Origin of the sequence: Arthrobacter rhombi (genome assembly GCF_900163545.1) — a bacterium.
Classification (GTDB): Bacteria; Actinomycetota; Actinomycetes; order Actinomycetales; family Micrococcaceae; genus Arthrobacter_H; species Arthrobacter_H rhombi_A.
Map to the genome: position 1 here is coordinate 29786 of NZ_FUHW01000044.1, position 21083 is coordinate 50868.

Consider the following 21083-nt stretch of genomic DNA (forward strand, 5'->3'; position numbering starts at 1 on the left):
GGCCTAGTGCCCGCCGCGGAACATTAGACTTCTTCAGAACAAGAGAGAGACAGGGACCATATGTCCAGCGAATCCTCATTTGGAAATATGCGCATTGGCCTGGCCACCGCGGAAGAGATCCGCGATTGGAGCTACGGCGAGGTCAAGAAGCCGGAAACCATCAACTACCGCACCCTGAAGCCGGAAAAGGACGGTCTTTTCTGCGAAAAGATCTTCGGTCCTTCCCGCGACTGGGAATGCTCATGCGGCAAGTACAAGCGTGTTCGTTTCAAGGGCATCATCTGTGAGCGCTGCGGCGTCGAGGTGACCCGTGCCAAGGTGCGTCGTGAGCGGATGGGTCACATCGGACTCGCCGCCCCGGTCACCCACATCTGGTACTTCAAGGGCGTGCCCTCGCGTTTGGGCTACCTGTTGGACCTGGCACCGAAGGATCTTGAGAAGATCATCTACTTCGCCGCCTACATGATCACCTCGGTTGACGAGGAGCGTCGTCACGCTGAGCTGCCGAACCTGCAGGCCCAGCACGACGTCGAGCGCAAGCAGCTCGTGGACAACCGGGACTCCGATATCGCGGCCATCGCCCGCGACCTGGAGAACGATCTCGCGCGGCTTGAAACCGAAGGTGCCAAGGCTGCCGAGAAGAAGAAGGTCCGGGACCTCGCCGATAAGACCATGGCCCAGGTGCGCAAGCGCGCCGACGCCGAGATCGAGCGTCTCGAGCAGGTCTGGGACCGCTTCAAGAACCTCAAGGTCGCCGACCTTGAAGGCGATGAAGGGCTGTTCCGTGTCCTGCGCGAGAAGTACGGCCTGTTCTTCGAAGGGTGCATGGGTGCCGAGGCGATCCAGAAGCGTCTGGCCTCCTTCGACATGGAAGCCGAAGCCGAACTGCTGCGCGACATCATCAAGAACGGCAAGGGGCAGCGCAAGACCCGCGCCTTGAAGCGTTTGAAGGTCGTCAACGCGTTCCTGACCACGACCAACAGCCCCATGGGCATGGTCCTGGACGCCGTCCCGGTGATTCCGCCGGAGCTGCGCCCGATGGTCCAGTTGGACGGTGGCCGTTTCGCGACCTCCGACCTGAACGACCTGTACCGTCGCGTGATCAACCGCAACAACCGCCTGAAGCGACTGCTGGATCTCGGTGCTCCCGAGATCATCGTGAACAACGAAAAGCGCATGCTCCAGGAAGCTGTTGACTCGCTGTTCGACAACGGCCGTCGCGGTCGCCCGGTCACTGGACCGGGCAACCGTCCGCTGAAGTCGCTCTCCGACATGCTCAAGGGCAAGCAGGGACGCTTCCGCCAGAACCTTCTCGGCAAGCGTGTCGACTACTCCGGCCGTTCGGTCATCGTGGTCGGCCCGCAGCTGAAGCTGCATCAGTGTGGTCTGCCCAAGCAGATGGCATTGGAGCTCTTCAAGCCGTTCGTGATGAAGCGCCTGGTGGATCTGAACCACGCTCAGAACATCAAGAGCGCCAAGCGCATGGTCGAGCGGTACCGCCCGCAGGTCTGGGACGTGCTCGAAGAAATCATCACCGAACACCCGGTGTTGCTCAACCGTGCACCCACCCTGCACCGTCTGGGTATCCAGGCCTTCGAGCCGATGCTGGTGGAGGGCAAGGCCCTGCAGCTGCACCCGCTGGTTTGTGCCGCGTTCAACGCCGACTTCGACGGTGACCAGATGGCAGTGCACCTGCCGCTGAGCCCCGAGGCCCAGGCCGAGGCACGGATTTTGATGCTCTCGAGCAACAACATCCTCAAGCCCTCCGATGGACGCCCCGTGGCACTGCCGTCGCAGGACATGATCATTGGACTCCACCACCTGACGACCAAGCGTCCCGGGGAAGCCGGCGAAGGCCATGCCTTCAGCTCGGTGGCTGAAGCGATCATGGCCATGGACCGTGGAGACCTTCACCTGAACGCCCTGGTCAAGATGCGCGTGGATGGCTTCGTGCCTTCTTCCGAGCAGCCGGCCCCGGAAGGTTGGGAAGAAGGCACCCCGGCACTGATCGAGACCTCCCTCGGACAGGTTCTGTTCAACGAGACGCTCCCCGCCGACTACCCCTGGGTTGCCCAGGTCACCGGCAAGGATGTGCTCTCGGAGATCGTCAACGATCTAGCCGAGCGGTACCCGAAGAACGTCGCTGCGGAAACGCTGGACAATCTCAAGGACTCCGGCTTCAACTGGGCGACCCGCTCGGGGATCACCGTGGCCATCTCTGACATCACCTCGAACATGGACAAGAAGTCCATCCTCGCCCCGTACGAGGAGCAGGCGCTGAAGGTCCAGTCGCAGTATGACAAAGGTCTGATCGCCGATGACGAGCGTCGCTCGGAGCTGATCGATGTCTGGACCAAGGCCACCGACGAGGTAGCCGAGGCCATGCAGGCCGGCATGGAGGAACTGAACACCATCAACCGCATGGTGACCTCGAAGGCTCGTGGTAACTGGCTGCAGCTGCGCCAGATCGCAGGTATTCGTGGACTGGTGTCGAACCCGAAGGGTGAGATCATCCCGCGGCCGATTAAGTCCTCCTACCGTGAGGGTCTGTCGGTTCTCGAGTACTTCATCGCTACCCACGGTGCCCGTAAGGGGCTCGCGGATACCGCGCTGAAGACCGCTAACTCGGGCTACCTGACGCGTCGTCTGGTGGACGTCTCGCAGGATGTCATCGTCCGTGAAGCGGACTGTGGCACCGAACGCGGCCTCAATGTGCCGATTGCCTACGTCGACGAGATCGGTACCGTGCGTATGCACGAGACCGTTGAGAACTCGGCTTACACCCGCACCTTGGCCGTCGACGTTGTTGGCGACGATGGCAAGGTGCTGGCAGCGTCCGGCGCTGATGTGGGCGATATCCTCATCGACGAACTCTTTGCTGCGGGCGTCCAGGAGATCAAGGTCCGTTCGGTTCTGACCTGCGAATCTGCCGTCGGCACCTGTGCCCTGTGCTACGGCCGTTCGTTGGCCACCGGCAAGACCGTGGATATCGGCGAAGCGGTGGGCATCATTGCCGCACAGTCGATTGGTGAGCCGGGCACCCAGCTGACCATGCGTACCTTCCACACCGGTGGTGTCGCCTCCGCGGATGACATCACCCAGGGTCTGCCCCGTATTCAGGAACTCTTCGAAGCACGGACCCCCAAGGGTGTCGCGCCCATCGCTGAAGTTGCTGGTCGAGTCACCATCGAGGACGCCGAGAAGCAGCTGCGGATCGTCATCACCCCCGATGACGGCTCCGAGGAAAGCGCCTACCCGGTGCTTCGGCGTTCACGTATGCTCGTGGCCGACGGAGATTCGGTGGCGGTGGGCCAGCAGTTGGTGGCCGGCGCCATCGACCCGAAGCAGGTGCTGCGTGTCCTCGGACCCCGCGAGGCCCAGAAGTTCCTGGTCCGCGAAGTCCAGGAGGTCTACCAGTCCCAGGGTGTGGGCATCCACGATAAGCACGTGGAAGTCATCGTGCGCCAGATGCTTCGCCGCATCACGGTCATCGAATCCGGCGACACCGGGCTGCTGCCGGGCGAGTTGGCAGACCGTGCCCGCTTCACCAGCGAAAACCGCAAGGCGGTTTCCGAAGGGAAGGCTCCGGCATCGGGTCGTGACGAGCTCATGGGCATCACCAAGGCCTCGTTGGCCACGGATTCCTGGCTCTCGGCTGCTTCCTTCCAGGAGACGACGCGTGTTCTGACTCAGGCCGCGATGGAAGGCAAGAGCGACCCGCTGTTGGGCCTGAAGGAAAACGTGATCATCGGTAAGCTGATCCCGGCCGGTACCGGCTTGGAACGCTACACGCAGGTCTCGGTGGAACCGACGGAGGAAGCCAAGGCCAACCTCTTCACGGGTCCGAGCGCCTTCACGGGCTTCGATTATGAAGGTGTCGAGCCGGGTATGAGCCCGGAGTTCCACGCCATCCCGATGGATGACTACGATCTCGGCAACGATTTCCGCTAGGCACCATCTGATCAGCTGATCGGCATCATGGCCGGCATCCCTCGCGGGGTGCCGGCCATAGTCGTTTGTGGGTGCGGGGAGGAAACTGTCCCGGGTTCCGAGCCTTCCACGTACCGGGACCCTGGCAGCGGCCTGGACGCGGTGCCGAGCGAACAGCTACCTGCGAATCACAACACATCGCATGGATAGGGGAGTAGTCCACTGGATGTAAAGAAGACTACTCATCATCAACGTCACGAAGGGCGGTGGATGATGAATGAAATGCGACCCGTGATGGTGATGGTGCCCAGCGGCGGCCGTGATCGAGGCCTCGTGATTGCTGGTTACGGTCGGGCTGGACGGCGTGATAAGCTATGACTAATTGTTTTTATGTGTGGCAAATGGACACGGTCCGGGTTGCGGGGAACTTGCGCAACAAATGCCACACTTTTGCACGCCTACGGTCGACTCCGCAAGCGCTGCGATGAAACGACCAAAAGCGCAGTGTCCGGAACGCCGCATGTGGGCGTCGGGCGCAGCAGAACCAAGAAACCGGAGGACACGAAAGTGCCTACTATTCAGCAGCTGGTCCGGAAGGGCCGCTCGCCGAAGGTCAACAAGACCAAGGCCCCTGCCCTGAAGGGCAACCCGATGCGTCGTGGCGTGTGCACCCGCGTGTACACCACCACCCCGAAAAAGCCGAACTCCGCACTGCGTAAGGTTGCCCGTGTGCGCCTGGCCGGCGGCGTGGAAGTCAGCGCGTACATTCCCGGTGTCGGCCACAACCTGCAGGAGCACTCCATCGTGCTCGTTCGCGGCGGTCGCGTGAAGGACCTCCCGGGTGTCCGTTACAAGATCGTCCGCGGCGCGCTCGACACGCAGGGCGTGAAGAACCGTCAGCAGGCTCGTTCCCGCTACGGCGCCAAGAAGGAGAAGAAGTAATGCCTCGTAAGGGTCCGGCGTTCAAGCGCCCCCTCGTTTCCGATCCCGTCCACGGATCACCGCTCGTCACCCAGCTGATCAACAAGGTCCTGGTCGATGGCAAGAAGTCCACCGCCGAGCGCATCGTCTACGGCGCCCTCGAAGGCGTGCAGGCCAAGACCAATGCCGATCCGGTGGTTGCCCTGAAGAAGGCCATGGACAACGTCCGTCCTTCCATTGAGGTCAAGTCCCGTCGCGTTGGTGGCGCAACCTACCAGGTGCCGATCGAGGTCAAGCCGGGCCGCGCGACGGCTCTGGCGTTGCGCTGGCTCGTTGGCTACTCCAAGGCCCGCCGCGAGAAGACGATGGTAGAGCGTCTCATGAATGAGATCCTGGACGCCTCGAATGGTCTCGGTGCCGCTGTTAAGCGCCGCGAAGACACTCACAAGATGGCTGAATCCAACAAGGCATTCGCCCACTACCGCTGGTAAATCGCCTCTTGTACGACGGCGAGGCGAGGCACCCCGGTGCCTCGCCGCCGTGTGACTCGAAACCATAGACAAAGGGAGACAACGTGGCACAGGACGTGCTCACCGACCTCACGAAGGTCCGCAACATCGGCATCATGGCGCACATCGATGCCGGTAAGACCACTACTACGGAACGCATCCTGTTTTACACGGGTGTGAACCACAAGATCGGCGAAACGCACGACGGTGCATCGACGACTGACTGGATGGAGCAGGAGAAGGAACGCGGTATCACGATCACGTCTGCCGCCGTGACTTCTTTCTGGGACGACAACCAGATCAACATCATCGACACCCCTGGCCACGTTGACTTCACGGTCGAGGTCGAGCGCGCTCTGCGTGTACTCGATGGCGCCGTTGCCGTCTTCGATGGCAAGGAAGGCGTCGAGCCGCAGTCAGAGACCGTCTGGCGCCAGGCCGATAAGTACGTCGTTCCGCGCATCTGCTTCGTCAACAAGATGGACAAGCTGGGCGCTGACTTCTACTACACGGTCGACACCATCGTTAAGCGTTTGGGTGCCAAGCCGCTGGTCATGCAGCTGCCGATCGGCTCCGAAAGCGACTTCATCGGTGTCGTTGACCTGATCAAGATGAAGGCACTCGTGTGGCCTGGCGACTCCAAGGGTGATGTCACCATGGGTGCCGCCTACGAGACCCGCGAGATCCCCGAGGACCTGCAGGAGCGGGCCCAGGAGTACCGGGCCAAGCTGATTGAGGATGTTTCCGAGTCCTCCGATGAGCTCATGGAGAAGTACCTCGAAGGTGTGGAAATCACCAACGAGGAACTGGTGGCCGGCATCCGTAAGATGACTGTCAACTCAGAGGCCTACCCGGTCTTCTGCGGTTCAGCATTCAAGAACCGTGGCGTCCAGCCGATGCTCGATGCCGTCATCTCCTACCTGCCGTCACCGATCGACGTGCCGCCGATGATCGGGCACGATCCTCGCAACGAGGAAATCCCGATGACGCGCAAGCCGAGCGAAACCGAGCCGTTCTCGGCGTTGGCGTTCAAGATCGCAGCGCACCCGTTCTTCGGTCAGCTGACGTTCATCCGCGTCTACTCCGGCAAGGCATCCCCGGGTGTTCAGGTCATGAACACCACCAAGGGCAAGAAGGAGCGCATCGGAAAGCTTTTCCAGATGCACGCCAACAAGGAAAACCCGGTCGAGGAAGCACATGCCGGGCACATCTACGCAGCCATTGGCCTCAAGGACACCACTACCGGTGATACCTTGTCGGCCCTGGATGCGCCGATCGTGCTTGAGTCGATGTCCTTCCCGGACCCGGTGATCTTCGTGGCCATCGAACCGAAGACCAAGGGTGACCAGGAGAAGCTCTCCACCGCCATCCAGAAGCTCTCGGCCGAGGACCCCACGTTCACCGTTTCCTTGAACGAAGACACCGGCCAGACGGAAATCGGCGGCATGGGAGAACTCCACCTGGATATCCTGGTGGACCGCATGAAGCGCGAGTTCCGTGTGGAAGCCAACGTGGGCAAGCCCCAGGTTGCCTACCGCGAAACGATCAAGTCTTCGGTCGCGAAGGTCGACTTCACCCACAAGAAGCAGACCGGTGGTTCCGGCCAGTTCGCTAAGGTCCAGATGGCTTTCGAGCCCTTGGACACCAGCGACGGGACCTTCTACGAGTTCAAGAACGCTGTCACCGGTGGACGTATCCCTCGCGAATACATCCCCTCGGTTGACGCAGGCATCCAGGACGCCATGCAGTTCGGCATCCTGGCCGGCTACCCGATGGTCGGGGTCAAGGCAACGCTTCTCGATGGTGCCTTCCACGACGTTGACTCGTCGGAGATGGCCTTCAAGATCGCCGGATCCCAGGTATTCAAGGAGGGCGCACGTCGTGCCAACCCGATCATCCTGGAACCGCTGATGGCCGTTGAGGTCCGCACTCCTGAGGAGTACATGGGTGACGTCATTGGTGACTTGAACTCCCGTCGTGGCTCCATCCAGTCGATGGAAGACGCATCGGGCGTAAAGGTCATCAAGGCCGGCGTTCCGCTCTCGGAGATGTTCGGCTACATTGGCGACCTGCGGTCCAAGACCCAAGGTCGTGCCGTGTACTCGATGAAGTTCGAGAGCTACGCAGAGGTCCCCAAGGCAGTTGCCGAGGAGATCATCCAGAAGTCCCGCGGCGAGTAATCACCCCAGGGAACTAAACTAGTCGCAGGCCGAAAGGTGAGCGACACCGGGTTTGCCAGCCGGGCAGCAATGTCCGGCTGGCCTCCCCAAGGCGAACGAAGGGTTCCCATAGCGGGGCCGGACGGAAACCGCAATTTCAAAAAGTAAACAAGCCCCCAGTAGACTTTATTAAGTTTCGCCTGCGAACCGCGCAGGCGGGGTAAGTCTTCTGAAAACGTTCTAGGAGGAACCTGTGGCGAAGGCAAAGTTCGAGCGGACTAAGCCGCACGTTAACATCGGCACCATTGGTCACGTTGACCACGGTAAGACGACGTTGACGGCTGCCATTTCGAAGGTGCTTGCTGACAAGTACCCCGATCTCAACGACCAGCGTGATTTCACGGCGATTGACTCCGCCCCGGAAGAGCGCCAGCGCGGCATTACGATCAACATCTCGCACATCGAATACCAGACGGAAGCGCGTCACTACGCACACGTCGATGCGCCGGGTCACGCTGACTACATCAAGAACATGATCACCGGTGCCGCCCAGATGGATGGTGCGATCCTCGTGGTTGCAGCAACCGACGGCCCGATGGCTCAGACCCGCGAACACGTTCTGCTGGCCCGCCAGGTTGGTGTCCCCACCCTGCTGGTCGCGCTGAACAAGTCCGACATGGTCGAGGACGAGGAGCTGTTGGACCTCGTGGAGATGGAAGTTCGCGAACTTCTGTCCTCGCAGGAGTTCGACGGCGACAACGCCCCGGTCCTGCGTGTCTCCGCGCTGAAGGCTCTTGAAGGCGACCCGCAGTGGGTCAAGTCCGTCGAGGACCTGATGCAGGCAGTGGACGAGTACATCCCGGACCCGGTCCGCGATAAGGACAAGCCGTTCCTGATGCCGGTTGAAGACGTCTTCACCATCACGGGTCGTGGCACGGTCGTCACCGGCCGCGCCGAGCGTGGCACGCTGAAGATCAACTCCGACATCGAGATCGTCGGTATCCGTCCGATCCAGAAGACCACGGTCACCGGTATCGAGATGTTCCACAAGCAGCTCGACGAAGCATGGGCCGGCGAGAACTGTGGCCTGCTGCTCCGCGGCATCAAGCGCGACGATGTCGAGCGTGGACAGGTTATCGTCAAGCCGGGCTCGATCACTCCCCACACGGAGTTCGAGGCCAACGTCTACATCCTTTCCAAGGATGAAGGCGGACGTCACAACCCGTTCTATTCGAACTACCGCCCGCAGTTCTACTTCCGCACCACGGACGTCACCGGTGTCATCACCCTGCCCGAGGGCACGGAAATGGTTATGCCTGGCGACAACACCGAAATGAGCGTTGTGCTGATCCAGCCCATCGCCATGGAAGACGGCCTCGGCTTCGCCATCCGTGAGGGTGGCCGCACCGTTGGCTCAGGCCGCGTCACGAAGATCACCAAGTAGTCACTACCTAATGATCTGACCATCGGTCAGAAAAGGCCCCGCTGTTTCGACAGCGGGGCCTTTTCGTGTCTGTGTGCCTGACCATCTTGAACAGGGCCCATCCGTGGCCGGGGCGCTGTCCTCCGGTATCCCCACGAGTCAAGGTAGGGTTTCACTAGTCTTGTGAATAAATATCTTCGACGGCGTGGGAGTCTGCGTGGGATCCGTTCTGGTTTTGGTGGCCTTAGTGGCCTTAGTGGCCTGTGGCTTCGTTGGATGGCTGTTGGGTTCCCGGCATGGCAAAGCGCAGGTCACCTCCGGCGGCAGCCAGCCGTCTGCACTGGCGCAAGCCTGGCAAGAGGGACGCGACTCCGCTCTCCGTGAAGAGGCCTCCGCGTCTTTGCCGACTGCAGACACAGGTGCCCCCGGCGACCTCACACCAGCCACCGCCCTGGCCAAAGATGGCGACTTCCTTCCCGTCCTTCCGCGCCCAATAGAAGACGGGCCAGAACCGGTGCACGCTATGGCGAACGTCGACGGAATTGCTGCTCAGCGGTATCAGACCCATCCGTCTCCCCTAGCTCCGAGCCATCATCGTGTTCCCGCGCCTGGACACACGCCTCCCATGGTGGGCGTTCGGCAGCCACCTCCACCGCGGTCCGCGCAAGAACGTGAGAGGGCCACGCTGCGCAACATCAACATCACTCTCTACGCGGCCTCTCTGCTGTTGGTGGCAGCAGCCTCGCTCTTCATCGGTCTGGCCATGCCGCCGTTGGCGAAGTTCGGCGGGCTGGTCGCCGTAACCACCATGTTCTATGTCGGAGGACTACTGATCCACGCGTTCAGTGAGCGGCTTCGCCCCGCAGGCATGGCCTTCGCCGGGACGGGTCTGGCCTTGATTCCCGTGAGCGGTCTGGCACTTTCTGCCCTGGTGGTGCATGACCCGGTGACGGCGTGGTGGGTCACGTCGCTCGTGGGGACCGCCGCGTTCGTTTATGCTGCCGCCAGACTGGACAGCCGCGTCGTGGCCTATCTCAGCCTCACCTTCTTGGTCTCCTCGGCATGGTCGGGTGGTGCGGTGCTGAACCGGGGGCTGTTCTGGTATTTCATGTTCTCCATGGTGCTGGCCGCGGTTGGCACGGCGTTGGCCTACGGGCGCCCGGGCTGGCTGGGCAACTTGTATCTCAGGGCCTTCACCGAGACCCATCGCTTCCTCGCACCTGCCACCCTGCTCGCCGCAATTCTTCTGGGGCAGACGCTCGGCGCCGAGGACCTGAGCCTGCTCCTGATCGCGGGCACCATATACTACGTGGCGGTGACCATTTTCGGCCCGGCCGCAGAACGCGCCCTGAATCTGGTCGCTGGACGGGTCTGTGCCACCGGAGCCATCGTGCTGCTCGCATACGTGTTTGGTGCTGGCCCCTGGGGGATGGCACGTACCCTGGGGATCGTCCTCCTGCTCCAAGCCGTCGCCGTGCACTATGCGGGGGAGCGGTACCGGCGCTTCGTGGCCCCGCAAGTTCGCGCGCTGGTTGGCATCGAAATCCAAGGGTTGCTCGCCGGGGCAGCGGCATTGGTGCTCGTGCTGAACGAAGCATTCAACGGCGGTGGTTCCACCGGCTGGGCCTCGATCAACTACTTGCTCCTCTTGGTGGCGCTGAGCTCGGCGGCACTGAGCGTGCGGGGCAGAAAATTCCTTCCATGGATTGCCCTGTCCATGGGGCTGGCAGGCCTTCTGGAACCCGGCGTTGTGCTCTCACCGTGGCGCCAGGTGGCATTCTTGGTGGTGGGGCTGGCCTGCGCGGTCCCCGGTCTCCGGCTGGCCGTTGGCCGCCATTTCCTCAGGCTTCGTCGTGGAATCCTCGCCGTCCTGCCGATCGGGCTCGCAGCGATCGGCGCCTGGGCCGCCAGCGGATTCCTCGTCACGACCTCAACATCGGGACCGAGCCTGACTGCCTGGTTCTTCGGTGACCCCAGCCGGTGGGCCGAAGGGGGAACTGAGACCCGAGACCTCATGATCATCGCCATCCTCATCTTTGTGATCTCGTGGATGGCCCTCGCCGCACTGGCGGCCTGGACGTTGGAAGCTGGCTTCATGTTGAGCAGCTTGGTCGTGGTGGTCGTCACCGAAGTCCGACTGAGCTCGCTGGAGTCCGGCAGTGACCCGTGGACGACAGCCGTGGCCCTGGCCGCTCTGGTGCTGTCCGTCCTCGGCTCCAACACCCTTTTGGAAACACTCTCCAGGGGGAGAGGACGTGCCGCGCGACGCAAGAGCCTCATCGCCCAGGGCATGGCACCACTGGTCATCGTCGGCACCTGGTTGGCAAGCTTCGAGATCGAGAACCGGTGGCTGGTTCTTGCCGTGTGTCTGACAGCACTGTCTCACGCTGCCTGGCGTTTGTTCCGAGCCGTCGGGGCGACGGAACGACTGGCTTATGCCGTGACGGCGCAGCTGTTCTTCTCCCTCTCGATCCTCGAACTGTCCTACCAATTACATGCTGACGCACACGTACGGTGGGCTGTATTTGCCATCAGCCTAGCCGTGGGGCAGACGGCACGGCTCTGGATGCGTCGGCGGGGCGATGGGACCCCGTCGACCTACGGCTCGACGATTTCGAACGCGACCCTCGTGCTGCTGTTCCTGGGGCCTCTGGTGTACTTCGGAATCCATGGTGGCCAGGGATCCGGGGTGGATATGGTCTCGCTTCTGGTGCAGTACTTCTGTCTGCTGTCCGTGGGGCTGCTGAAGTGGCGCACCGATGTGGCGGCGCCGAACACCGCCTCGAGCATGTGGCGGGCCGTCACCAGGATGCAGATCCTGGTGGTTGCCTATGCGTGGGTCTGGCTGCTGCTCATTCCCTCGGGCCTGATTTCCTTACGCCAAGGTGGTTGGTTGACGGAGGCGCTGTGGAACACAAAGGTATTGCTGGTCTTGCTGCTCATGTTCTCCGTGCTCATGATGGGTTTCGAAGCGCTGGCTCCCGATACTGCCCTACGCCGACGTGTCACCTCGCTCCTGGCAGGAAGGGAAGGGGCTGGATTGCTGGGCCGATCCGGCCCCGGCCCCGAGAACAGCGCCCATCCGATGGCGAGGGCTATTGCCGTGGCCGGCTATTTGGGCTTCGCCGCCGCAGTCGTCCTCGGCGGCTCAAACACCTCTGAAGGTTCCAACCCGGCAACGGTTCCGGGGGGCGACCTCTGGTTTGCGGCGATCTTGTTGGCCGCAACCGCCGGTTGTGTGGTCTTCGCGGTGACGAGGGGACTGCCGTTGCTGCTCTCGGGGGCCATCGTGTTCCTGCCGTGGGCGGTATCCTTGGCCTTGGCCCAGTGGGCCGGGGATCCCGAAAGTAGGGTGGTCCTGTCGAAGGTGTACATGATCTCGGCGGTGTCATCGGCCGTCCTGCTTTATGCCGCCGGATGGTTACAGCGTCCACAGACGCGGGATGAATCGGGTCTCATCACCGCACCGCGCAGCTGGTCCTGGTTACATGCTCGTTTCTTGACGGGCGGGGCGATCGTTGTGTTGCTCATTGACGGTTTCGAAGCCAACGTGATGCAGTCCCGTGAGGGCCCCGTAGGACCAGCAACGACACTGGCCTACATCGGGACCTTCATGATTGCCGTTGCCGCAGTCGCTACCGTCGCGGAATTCCCCCGCAGGCACCGTGAACGAAGCGGCGAGGTCGCCGCCCTGGTGATTGCCGGTTGTGCCCAACATGCCTGGCATCTGGCCTACGGGCAACCCGGCTGGTTCTGGATGACACAGTATTGGGTCATCCTGTTCGCTCTGCTTGCGGCCTACGAAATCAGGGCCGGTCGACGCAAGGACGCCGACTACCCACTGATCGCCTCGGCGGTATTGCTCTCCGGCTCGGCACCCTTCGGTCTGGCTCTGGAACAAGGGTGGGGACAGGCCTGGCTTCTCTTGGCTCATGTCCTGCTGCTGGCAGCCGGACTCCTGCTCAACCGACGGTTGTATGTGGTGTGGGGTGCCGTTGCCGCTGCACTGATGATCCTGTGGTTCCTGCGTGGATTCACGATCCTGCTGCTCGCGTTCCTGGCTGCCGGGTTGATTGCGCTGGCTATCTGGCGACTCCAACGGCTGGGGAAGGACAAGGAAGTGCCGCAGGCTCCCGTCCCGGAACCGGAGGGACCGGATTCGGTGCCACCGGCTCCCACGCAGGAAAAACAAACGGGCGTGCCGGCCCCGGAGCAGCAGAAGAGGTAGACGGCCGCCAGACGAAGAGCTAGACCCCCAACGTCGCCTGATTGGTAAATCCAGCGAACTTCTGACACACTGGATAAGTTGTTCAAGCGCCTCTTTGTGCCTTGTGCTCGCCGATCGGTTCGCCGATACCGGGGCAGGGGCCGGTTTCGACCGAGATTGCGTCCCGTCCGGGATAATGCCCGGAGCAGGGGCGGATACGACGGAAACATCGAGGACCAAATATGACCCGCCCCCATTCCTGTGGAGCGTGAAGCCAAATCTAGGCGACACGCCCGACCGCGGGGGTCGGAGCTTCGGCGGGGTGAGGAACCCGGGTCTACCCGGATTCAGCCCGTGCGAGGTGTGCCGGTCCGCAAGGGCCCGTTAGTGCACAGTAACTGTACAGAGAGTGCTACTTAGAAAGAGGCATGACGCCATGGCGGGACAAAAAATCCGCATCCGGCTGAAGTCGTATGACCACGAGGTCATTGACGTTTCTGCCCGGAAGATCGTTGAGACGGTCACGCGCGCAGGCGCAACCGTAGTCGGCCCAGTGCCGCTGCCGACGGAGAAGAACGTGTACTGCGTGATCCGTTCGCCCCACAAGTACAAGGACAGCCGTGAGCACTTCGAAATGCGCACGCATAAGCGTCTGATCGACATTGTCGATCCGACCCCGAAGGCTGTTGATTCGCTGATGCGTCTCGACCTGCCGGCGGACGTCAACATCGAAATCAAGCTTTAGGGGAGGTGCTGAGAAACTATGACCGCAACCCGTAATGTAAAGGGCCTGCTGGGCACGAAGCTCGGCATGACCCAGGTCTGGGATGAGAGCCACAACCTCATCCCCGTCACTGTCGTGCAGGTAGATTCCAACGTCGTCACCCAGCTCCGCAATGCGGAACGGGATGGCTACTCAGCGGTTCAGATCGGCTACGGCCAGATCGACCCGCGTAAGGTCACCAAGCCGTTGGCCGGCCACTTCGAGGCCGCAGGGGTCACCCCGCGTCGCCACGTTGTTGAGCTGCGCACCGCGGATGCCGATACGTACAGCCTGGGCCAGGAACTGGCCGTGGACGTCTTCGAATCCGGCCAGAAGGTCGACGTCGTGGGCACCTCCAAGGGCAAGGGCTTCGCCGGCGTCATGAAGCGCCACGGTTTCCACGGTGCCAGTGCCTCGCACGGTGCACATAAGAACCACCGCAAGCCCGGTTCCATCGGCGGGGCATCCACGCCCGGCCGCGTTTTCCAGGGACAGCGCATGGCTGGCCGCATGGGCAACGAGCGCGTGACCACGATGAACCTCACGGTTCACGGAGTCGACGCCGAGAAGAACCTCCTGTTGATCAAGGGTGCCGTTCCCGGCGCCCGCGGCCGGGTCGTCCTCGTGCGCACCGCCGTGAAGGGAGCATAAGCAAATGGCTAACACAGCACTCAAGGTCGAGCTCCCGGGCAAGATCTTCGATGTCCAGACCAACATTCCGCTGCTGCACCAAGTCGTCGTAGGTCAGCTTGCTGCCGCCCGTCAGGGTACGCACAAGACCAAGACCCGCGCCGAGGTTTCAGGTGCAGGTCGGAAGCCGTTCAAGCAGAAGGGCACCGGCCGGGCTCGTCAGGGCTCCATCCGTGCACCTCAGATGACCGGTGGTGGCATCGTCCACGGACCGACGCCTCGCGATTACTCGCAGCGCACCCCCAAGAAGATGAAGGTCGCCGCCCTGCGCGGAGCCCTCTCGGACCGTGCCCGTCACGATCGCGTTCACGTGATCGAGAACTTGGTTGCCGGCACCACGCCGTCCACCAAGGAAGCACTGGCCACCCTGCGCGCTCTCACCGAGCGCAAGAACCTGCTCGTAGTCATCGACCGCGCCAATGATGTTGCAGCACTCTCCGTGCGCAACCTCGTGGACGTCCACGCTCTCTACGTCGACCAGTTGAACACTTACGATGTTCTGGTTGCCGATGACGTGGTATTCACTAAGGCCGCATTCGATGCCCTGGTCAACAAGGAGGACGCCAAGTGAGCGCCACCTTCTCCAAGTCCCCGCACGACGTCATCCTGGCGCCGGTCGTTTCGGAAAAGAGCTACGGCCTGATCGACGAAGGCAAATACACCTTCTTGGTCGACCCGCGCTCGAATAAGACGGAAATCAAGCTGGCGGTGGAGAGCATCTTCTCCGTCAAGGTTGACTCCGTCAACACCATCAACCGTGCAGGTAAGCGCAAGCGCACCCGCTTCGGATGGGGAGCCCGCAAAGCTACCAAGCGAGCGATCATCTCCCTTAAAGAAGGCACGATCGACATCTTCGGCGGTCCGCTTTCATAAGCGGAGACCACTTTAACGAGGAATAAAACATGGCAATCCGTAAATACAAGCCGACTACCCCGGGCCAGCGTGGCTCGAGCGTGGCCGACTTCGCAGAAATTACCCGGACTACCCCGGAAAAGTCGCTGCTCCGCCCGCTCACCAAGACCGGTGGACGCAACAGTTCCGGCAAGATCACTACCCGTCATAAGGGTGGTGGACATAAGCGCCAATACCGTCTGATCGACTTCCGTCGTCATGACAAGGACGGCGTGCCGGCCAAGGTCGCTCATATCGAGTACGACCCGAACCGCACCGCCCGCATTGCGCTGCTGCACTACATTGATGGAACCAAGCGGTACATCATCGCTCCGAATAAGCTCTCCCAGGGAGACTCGGTTGAAGCCGGCCCGAACGCCGACATCAAGCCGGGCAACAACCTGCCGCTGCGCAACGTTCCGGTCGGTACCGTGCTCCACGCAGTGGAGTTGCGTCCAGGCGGGGGTGCCAAGATGGCACGTTCGGCTGGCGCTTCGGTCCAGCTGGTTGCCCGTGAGGGCCGCTTCGCGCAGCTCCGCCTGCCTTCCGGCGAAATCCGGAACGTGGACGTTCGCTGCCGTGCGACGGTCGGCTATGTCGGCAACGCCGAACAGTCGAACATCAACTGGGGCAAGGCCGGCCGCATGCGCTGGAAGGGAGTTCGCCCGACCGTGCGTGGTGTGGTTATGAACCCGATCGACCACCCGCACGGTGGTGGTGAGGGCAAGACCAGTGGCGGTCGTCACCCGGTCAACCCGAACGGCAAGCCGGAAGGCCGTACCCGCCGTCCGAACAAGGAAAGCGACAAGCTCATTGTGCGTCGTCGTCGTACTGGCAAGAACAAGCGATAGGAGCCTGGAGACATGCCACGCAGCCTGAAGAAAGGCCCCTTCGTCGATCAGCACCTTTTTGTGAAGGTAGCTGCTGAGAACGAAAAGGGCACCAAGAACGTCATCAAGACGTGGTCCCGCCGTTCGATGATCATCCCCGACATGCTCGGGCACACGATCGCCGTACACGACGGACGCAAGCACATTCCCGTGTTTGTCACTGAGTCGATGGTCGGGCACAAGCTCGGCGAATTCGCCTCGACGCGGACATTCCGCAGCCACGTAAAGGACGACAGGAAGGGTAAGCGCCGCTAACCCGCAAGGGTTATTGAGCGCTGAGCATCCCTTTGATAGACGAGAGAAGGAAAGCAATGGAAGCCAAGGCAATTGCGCGCCATATCCGCGTAACGCCTATGAAGGCCCGGCGCGTCGTCGACCTTGTTCGTGGCAAGCAGGCGAATGAGGCTCTGGCGATTCTGAAGTTTGCCCAGCAGGGTGCTTCGGAGCCGGTACTCAAGGTAGTTGCGTCGGCCGTGGCAAACGCCCGTGTCGCCGCCGACCGTGATGGTGTTGCGTTCAACGAGGACGAGCTGTTCATCAGCGAAGCCTTCGTTGACGAAGGTGCGACGATGAAGCGGTTCCAGCCGCGGGCCCAGGGCCGCGCCTACCGCATCAACAAGCGCACCAGCCACATCACCGTGGTTGTTTCAAGCCCGGAGAAGGGTGGGGAAAAGTAAATGGGACAGAAGATCAACCCAAACGGGTTCCGTCTCGGCATCACCACGGACCACGTGTCGCACTGGTTCGCCGACGGTAACAAGCCGGGTCAGCGCTACAAGGATTTCGTCCGCGAGGACGTCAAGATCCGCGAGCTCATGACCACCGGCATGGACCGTGCCGGCATCGCCAAGGTGGAGATCGAGCGCACCCGCGATCGTGTCCGCGTTGACATCCACACCGCCCGCCCGGGCATCGTCATCGGCCGCCGCGGCGCCGAAGCCGATCGCATCCGCGGCGAGCTGGAGAAGCTCACCGGCAAGCAGGTTCAGCTGAACATCCTCGAGGTCAAGAACCCCGAGATCGAAGCTCAGCTGGTTGCCCAGGGCATCGCCGAACAGCTTGCTTCACGCGTGGCTTTCCGCCGTGCGATGAAGAAGGCCATGCAGTCCGCCATGCGGTCAGGCGCCAAGGGCATCCGTGTCCAGTGCGCTGGCCGTCTGGGCGGTGCGGAAATGTCCCGCAAGGAGTTCTACCGCGAAGGTCGTGTGCCGCTGCACACCCTGCGCGCGAACATCGACTACGGCAAGTTCGAAGCGAAGACCACCTTCGGCCGCATTGGCGTGAAGGTCTGGATCTACAAGGGCGACCTGACCAGCAAGGAACTTGCTGCACAGAACGCTGCTGCCCCGGCCCGTGGCCGTGGCGAGCGTGGCGGTGGACGTCCGGGTGGACCGGGTGGAGATCGCCGTCGTCGTAACGACCGCAATACCGGCGCTCCGGCAACCGAAGCTGCTCCGGCGGCTCAGGCTCCGGCGTCCGCAGAAGGAGGACAGGCTTAAATGCTGATCCCACGCCGAGTAAAGTTCCGCAAGCAGCACCACCCGGATCGTTCGGGCATGGCTAGCGGCGGCACCACGGTCTCCTTCGGTGACTACGGAATCCAGGCCTTAACACCGGCCTACGTGACCAACCGTCAGATCGAAGCTGCCCGTATTGCCATGACCCGTCACATCAAGCGTGGCGGTAAGGTCTGGATCAACATTTATCCGGACCGCCCGCTGACCAAGAAGCCTGCCGAAACCCGTATGGGTTCCGGTAAGGGTTCACCTGAGTGGTGGGTTGCAAACGTCAAGCCGGGACGGGTTCTCTTCGAACTCTCCGGTGTTACCGATGAGGTAGCTCGCGAGGCCCTGCGCCTGGCGATCCACAAGCTGCCGCTGAAGGCACGCATCGTGCGTCGTGAGGGTGGTGAATAGGTATGGCAATCGGATCCAAGGATCTCGCCACCGAACAGCTGGATGGCTACGATAACGCCCGTCTGGTCGAGGAACTGAAAAAGGCGAAGGAAGAGTTGTTCAACCTTCGTTTCCAGTCCGCCACCGGTCAGCTCGAGTCGCATGGTCGTCTGAAGTCGGTCAAGCGCGATATCGCACGCATCTACACCGTGATGCGCGAGCGTGAGCTCGGAATTCGTGCGGAGGTTTCGACCCCCGTCGAGGAAGTCAAGGCCGATAAGAAGGCCAAGAAGTCCTCGAAGACGGCCGAGCCGGCCGATGCACCTGAGGAAGCCAAGTAATGAGCGAGAAGGAGAACGCAGTGGCTGAAGCAGCAGAAGCTCGCGGTTACCGCAAAACCCTCCGCGGGTACGTGGTTTCCGACAAGATGCAGAAGACCATCGTCGTTGACGTCGAGGACCGTGTGAAGCACGCCTTGTACGGCAAGGTCATGCGTCGTAATAAGAAGATCAAGGCTCACGACGAAGCCAACACCGCCGGCATCGGCGACTTGGTGATCATCGCTGAGACCCGCCCCTTGTCCAAGGACAAGAACTGGCGCCTGGTCGAGATCGTGGAGAAGGCCAAGTAGCCTCCTCCCGGTCCGCAGGGATCTAAAGCACGACGCCGGTGAGCGCCCCGAGAGGGGAGCGCACCGGCGTCGTGCTTTTGTTAAGAGGCCGCTTGCGTGGCCCCCATATCACGGGTTTGGTCCTCAGTGCACCTCTGGCGTAGACTCGACAGCCTGTGCGCTCTGTTGCGAGGACTATCCACCTTCATGGCAGGCATTCGTGCGCGGCCCGGTCTGATCCGGGCTCGGTGCGCGGCACGGCTCTGCGGCATTTCGCCTCGGCCCGATTTCCCCAGCAGCATCGGATTCCCCGTGAATCCTGCCTGTGTTGGAGATGGGGGTAAGCGAGCGTCGCAGATGGACCATATCCGTTCCGCAAGGCTCCCTAGGAGAACCGGCGAGACGACAGGAGTTGAAAGTGATTCAGCAGGAGTCGCGACTCAAGGTGGCTGACAACACCGGTGCTAAGGAAATCCTTACCATCCGTGTTCTCGGTGGATCCGGACGTCGCTACGCAGGCATCGGCGACACTATTGTCGCCACCGTCAAGGATGCAATCCCTGGCGGCAACGTCAAGAAGGGCGATGTGGTTAAGGCCGTCATCGTCCGCACGAAGAAGGAACGTCGCCGCGTCGACGGTTCGTACATCAAGTTCGACGAGAACGCAGCGGTCATCCTCAAGGCGGACACCGAGCCGCGGGGTACCCGTATCTTCGGTCCCGTCGGGCGTGAACTTCGCGATAAGAAGTTCATGAAGATCGTTTCGCTGGCTCCGGAGGTGCTGTAACCATGGGCGCAAAAATCAAGAAGGGTGACCTGGTTCAGGTCATCACCGGCGCCAAGGCCGATCGCGGTGGAGACCGCGGCAAGCAGGGCAAGGTCCTGAAGGTGTTCCCCGAGGCGAACCGCGTGCTCGTCGAGGGCATCAACCGCGTCACCAAGCACACTCGGGCCGGCCAGACCGAAAGCGGCGCCTCCACGGGCGGCATTGAGGTCGTTGAGGCTCCCCTCCACGTTTCGAACGTCGCGGTCATTGACCCCGAGTCGAAGAAGCCGACCCGCGTTGGCTTCCGCGAAGAAACCGTGGAAACGAATGGCGTGAAGAAGACTGTGCGTGTTCGTTACGCCAAGGCTTCCGGAAAGGCACTCTAATGACTGAAACAGCAGTAAAGGTTCAGCCGCGCCTGAAGGCGAAGTACCGCTCCGAGGTCCGCGAAGCTCTGCAGACCGAGTTCAGCTACACGAACGTGATGCAGGTCCCGAACCTGGTCAAGGTCGTTGTGAACATGGGTGTCGGCGAGGCAGCCAAGGATTCCAAGCTCATCGAAGGCGCTGTTCGCGACCTGACGGCCATCACCGGCCAGAAGCCGCTCGTGACCAAGGCCCGCAAGTCGATCGCACAGTTCAAGCTGCGCGAGGGAATGCCGATTGGCACCCACGCCACGCTGCGCAACGATCGCATGTGGGAATTCGTTGACCGCCTGGTCACCTTGGCTCTGCCGCGTATCCGCGACTTCCGCGGTCTGAACGGCAAGCAGTTCGACGGAAACGGCAACTACACCTTCGGTCTCACGGAACAGGCAATGTTCCACGAAATCGACCAGGACAAGGTTGACCGGGTCCGCGGCATGGACATCACTGTGGTGACCACCGCCAAGACCGACGAAGAAGGCCGCGCGCTCCTCAAGGCGTTGGGCTTCCCGTTCAGGACCGACGATAACTAGATCAACTACGTTGCAGGTCCGCGGGAGCGGAAACCGTAGCGAGGAAGGGCCTCAGCCCAAATGACAATGACAGATCCTGTCGCAGACATGCTGACTCGTCTGCGCAACGCGAACTCGGCATACCACGACACCGTGTCCATGCCGTCTTCAAAACTGAAGGTGCGCGTTGCCCAGATCCTCAAGGCGGAAGGCTACATCGGCGACTTCGTCGAAGAGGCCGCCGAGGTAGGCAAAAACCTGACCATCAACCTGAAGTTCGGTCCGAGCCGTGAGCGTTCCATCGCTGGCGTCCGCCGTATTTCCAAGCCGGGCCTCCGCGTTTACGCGAAGTCCACCAACTTGCCGCATGTCCTTGGTGGACTCGGCATCGCCATTCTGTCCACGTCCTCGGGTCTCCTGACGGACCGCCAGGCAGCCAAGAAGGGTGTAGGTGGGGAAGTCCTCGCCTACGTCTGGTAACGGGAAGGGAGA

Annotated in this window: 21 protein-coding genes; all 21 read left to right on the forward strand. The window is 61.7% G+C overall.

Annotated elements, in window-relative coordinates; all coding sequences use genetic code 11:
* Window positions 1-60: 60 nt before the first annotated feature.
* The 21 genes from FM101_RS12840 (at window position 61) to rpsH (ending at window position 21071) form a co-directional block, all read left to right on the forward strand.
* A complete protein-coding gene (locus tag FM101_RS12840) occupies window positions 61-3951 on the forward strand; it encodes a DNA-directed RNA polymerase subunit beta' (protein WP_087000284.1) in 3891 nt (1296 codons plus the stop codon).
* A 546-nt stretch (window positions 3952-4497) separates the two neighbouring features.
* Window positions 4498-4872 (forward strand): 30S ribosomal protein S12, encoded by a 375-nt coding sequence (rpsL, locus tag FM101_RS12845; RefSeq protein WP_087000631.1) that lies wholly within the window; start codon window positions 4498-4500, stop codon window positions 4870-4872.
* Window positions 4872-5342: a 30S ribosomal protein S7 gene (gene rpsG / locus FM101_RS12850; RefSeq protein WP_087000286.1), complete on the forward strand. Its 471-nt coding sequence runs from the start codon at window positions 4872-4874 to the stop codon at window positions 5340-5342. Before rpsL ends, rpsG begins: the two co-directional genes overlap by 1 nt.
* An 83-nt stretch (window positions 5343-5425) precedes the next feature.
* On the forward strand, window positions 5426-7540 hold the full coding sequence (gene fusA / locus FM101_RS12855; protein WP_087000288.1) for an elongation factor G: 2115 nt from the start codon (window positions 5426-5428) through the stop codon (window positions 7538-7540).
* 232 nt (window positions 7541-7772) lie between these two features.
* Window positions 7773-8963 (forward strand): elongation factor Tu, encoded by a 1191-nt coding sequence (gene tuf / locus FM101_RS12860; protein ID WP_087000290.1) that lies wholly within the window; start codon window positions 7773-7775, stop codon window positions 8961-8963.
* Between the two features lie 604 nt (window positions 8964-9567).
* A complete protein-coding gene (locus tag FM101_RS12870) occupies window positions 9568-13170 on the forward strand; it encodes a hypothetical protein (protein ID WP_087000294.1) in 3603 nt (1200 codons plus the stop codon).
* A 415-nt stretch (window positions 13171-13585) separates the two neighbouring features.
* Window positions 13586-13894 carry a 30S ribosomal protein S10 gene (rpsJ, locus tag FM101_RS12875; RefSeq protein WP_013349689.1) on the forward strand — a complete coding sequence of 103 codons (309 nt, stop codon included), beginning with the start codon at window positions 13586-13588 and terminating at the stop codon, window positions 13892-13894.
* Window positions 13895-13912: 18 nt separating this feature from the next.
* Entirely contained in the window at window positions 13913-14563 is a 651-nt protein-coding gene (gene rplC / locus FM101_RS12880; protein WP_087000296.1) for a 50S ribosomal protein L3, read from the forward strand.
* Window positions 14564-14567: 4 nt separating this feature from the next.
* Complete coding sequence (rplD, locus tag FM101_RS12885) at window positions 14568-15173, forward strand: 50S ribosomal protein L4 (protein WP_087000298.1); 606 nt, start codon at window positions 14568-14570, stop codon at window positions 15171-15173.
* A complete protein-coding gene (rplW, locus tag FM101_RS12890; RefSeq protein ID WP_087000299.1) occupies window positions 15170-15475 on the forward strand; it encodes a 50S ribosomal protein L23 in 306 nt (101 codons plus the stop codon). Before rplD ends, rplW begins: the two co-directional genes overlap by 4 nt.
* 29 nt (window positions 15476-15504) lie before the next feature.
* The gene (gene rplB, locus FM101_RS12895; protein ID WP_087000301.1) at window positions 15505-16344 is read left to right on the forward strand and encodes a 50S ribosomal protein L2; all 840 of its coding nucleotides are present in this window, start codon (window positions 15505-15507) and stop codon (window positions 16342-16344) included.
* Between the two features lie 12 nt (window positions 16345-16356).
* Complete coding sequence (gene rpsS, locus FM101_RS12900) at window positions 16357-16638, forward strand: 30S ribosomal protein S19 (protein ID WP_087000303.1); 282 nt, start codon at window positions 16357-16359, stop codon at window positions 16636-16638.
* A gap of 56 nt (window positions 16639-16694) precedes the next feature.
* Window positions 16695-17060 (forward strand): 50S ribosomal protein L22, encoded by a 366-nt coding sequence (gene rplV / locus FM101_RS12905; protein ID WP_087000304.1) that lies wholly within the window; start codon window positions 16695-16697, stop codon window positions 17058-17060.
* On the forward strand, window positions 17061-17882 hold the full coding sequence (gene rpsC / locus FM101_RS12910; protein WP_087000306.1) for a 30S ribosomal protein S3: 822 nt from the start codon (window positions 17061-17063) through the stop codon (window positions 17880-17882).
* Window positions 17883-18299, forward strand: coding sequence for a 50S ribosomal protein L16 (gene rplP, locus FM101_RS12915; RefSeq protein WP_087000308.1), 417 nt, complete (start codon window positions 17883-17885; stop codon window positions 18297-18299).
* A gap of 2 nt (window positions 18300-18301) precedes the next feature.
* On the forward strand, window positions 18302-18619 hold the full coding sequence (gene rpmC / locus FM101_RS12920; RefSeq protein ID WP_087000310.1) for a 50S ribosomal protein L29: 318 nt from the start codon (window positions 18302-18304) through the stop codon (window positions 18617-18619).
* The gene (rpsQ, locus tag FM101_RS12925; protein ID WP_087000312.1) at window positions 18619-18909 is read left to right on the forward strand and encodes a 30S ribosomal protein S17; all 291 of its coding nucleotides are present in this window, start codon (window positions 18619-18621) and stop codon (window positions 18907-18909) included. Before rpmC ends, rpsQ begins: the two co-directional genes overlap by 1 nt.
* A 397-nt stretch (window positions 18910-19306) precedes the next feature.
* A complete protein-coding gene (gene rplN / locus FM101_RS12930; RefSeq protein WP_087000314.1) occupies window positions 19307-19675 on the forward strand; it encodes a 50S ribosomal protein L14 in 369 nt (122 codons plus the stop codon).
* Window positions 19676-19677: 2 nt separating this feature from the next.
* On the forward strand, window positions 19678-20040 hold the full coding sequence (gene rplX, locus FM101_RS12935) for a 50S ribosomal protein L24 (RefSeq protein WP_087000316.1): 363 nt from the start codon (window positions 19678-19680) through the stop codon (window positions 20038-20040).
* Entirely contained in the window at window positions 20040-20612 is a 573-nt protein-coding gene (gene rplE, locus FM101_RS12940; protein WP_087000318.1) for a 50S ribosomal protein L5, read from the forward strand. Before rplX ends, rplE begins: the two co-directional genes overlap by 1 nt.
* A gap of 60 nt (window positions 20613-20672) precedes the next feature.
* On the forward strand, window positions 20673-21071 hold the full coding sequence (rpsH, locus tag FM101_RS12945; RefSeq protein WP_087000320.1) for a 30S ribosomal protein S8: 399 nt from the start codon (window positions 20673-20675) through the stop codon (window positions 21069-21071).
* The last annotated feature ends 12 nt before the right edge of the window (window positions 21072-21083 follow it).

Excerpts from the sequence above, each read along its gene's own strand:
- rpsH (WP_087000320.1), top strand. The coding sequence starts at position 20,673 with ATGACAATGACAGATCCTGTCGCAGACATGCTGACTCGTCTGCGCAAC.
- rpsG (WP_087000286.1), top strand. The coding sequence starts at position 4,872 with ATGCCTCGTAAGGGTCCGGCGTTCAAGCGCCCCCTCGTTTCCGATCCC.
- rplV (WP_087000304.1), top strand. The coding sequence starts at position 16,695 with ATGGAAGCCAAGGCAATTGCGCGCCATATCCGCGTAACGCCTATGAAG.
- rpmC (WP_087000310.1), top strand. The coding sequence starts at position 18,302 with ATGGCAATCGGATCCAAGGATCTCGCCACCGAACAGCTGGATGGCTAC.
- rpsQ (WP_087000312.1), top strand. The coding sequence starts at position 18,619 with ATGAGCGAGAAGGAGAACGCAGTGGCTGAAGCAGCAGAAGCTCGCGGT.
- FM101_RS12840 (WP_087000284.1), top strand. The coding sequence starts at position 61 with ATGTCCAGCGAATCCTCATTTGGAAATATGCGCATTGGCCTGGCCACC.
- rplB (WP_087000301.1), top strand. The coding sequence starts at position 15,505 with ATGGCAATCCGTAAATACAAGCCGACTACCCCGGGCCAGCGTGGCTCG.
- rplD (WP_087000298.1), top strand. The coding sequence starts at position 14,568 with ATGGCTAACACAGCACTCAAGGTCGAGCTCCCGGGCAAGATCTTCGAT.
- rplE (WP_087000318.1), top strand. The coding sequence starts at position 20,040 with ATGACTGAAACAGCAGTAAAGGTTCAGCCGCGCCTGAAGGCGAAGTAC.
- rpsJ (WP_013349689.1), top strand. The coding sequence starts at position 13,586 with ATGGCGGGACAAAAAATCCGCATCCGGCTGAAGTCGTATGACCACGAG.
- rpsC (WP_087000306.1), top strand. The coding sequence starts at position 17,061 with ATGGGACAGAAGATCAACCCAAACGGGTTCCGTCTCGGCATCACCACG.
- rplC (WP_087000296.1), top strand. The coding sequence starts at position 13,913 with ATGACCGCAACCCGTAATGTAAAGGGCCTGCTGGGCACGAAGCTCGGC.
- rplX (WP_087000316.1), top strand. The coding sequence starts at position 19,678 with ATGGGCGCAAAAATCAAGAAGGGTGACCTGGTTCAGGTCATCACCGGC.
- rpsS (WP_087000303.1), top strand. The coding sequence starts at position 16,357 with ATGCCACGCAGCCTGAAGAAAGGCCCCTTCGTCGATCAGCACCTTTTT.
- rplP (WP_087000308.1), top strand. The coding sequence starts at position 17,883 with ATGCTGATCCCACGCCGAGTAAAGTTCCGCAAGCAGCACCACCCGGAT.
- FM101_RS12870 (WP_087000294.1), top strand. The coding sequence starts at position 9,568 with ATGGTGGGCGTTCGGCAGCCACCTCCACCGCGGTCCGCGCAAGAACGT.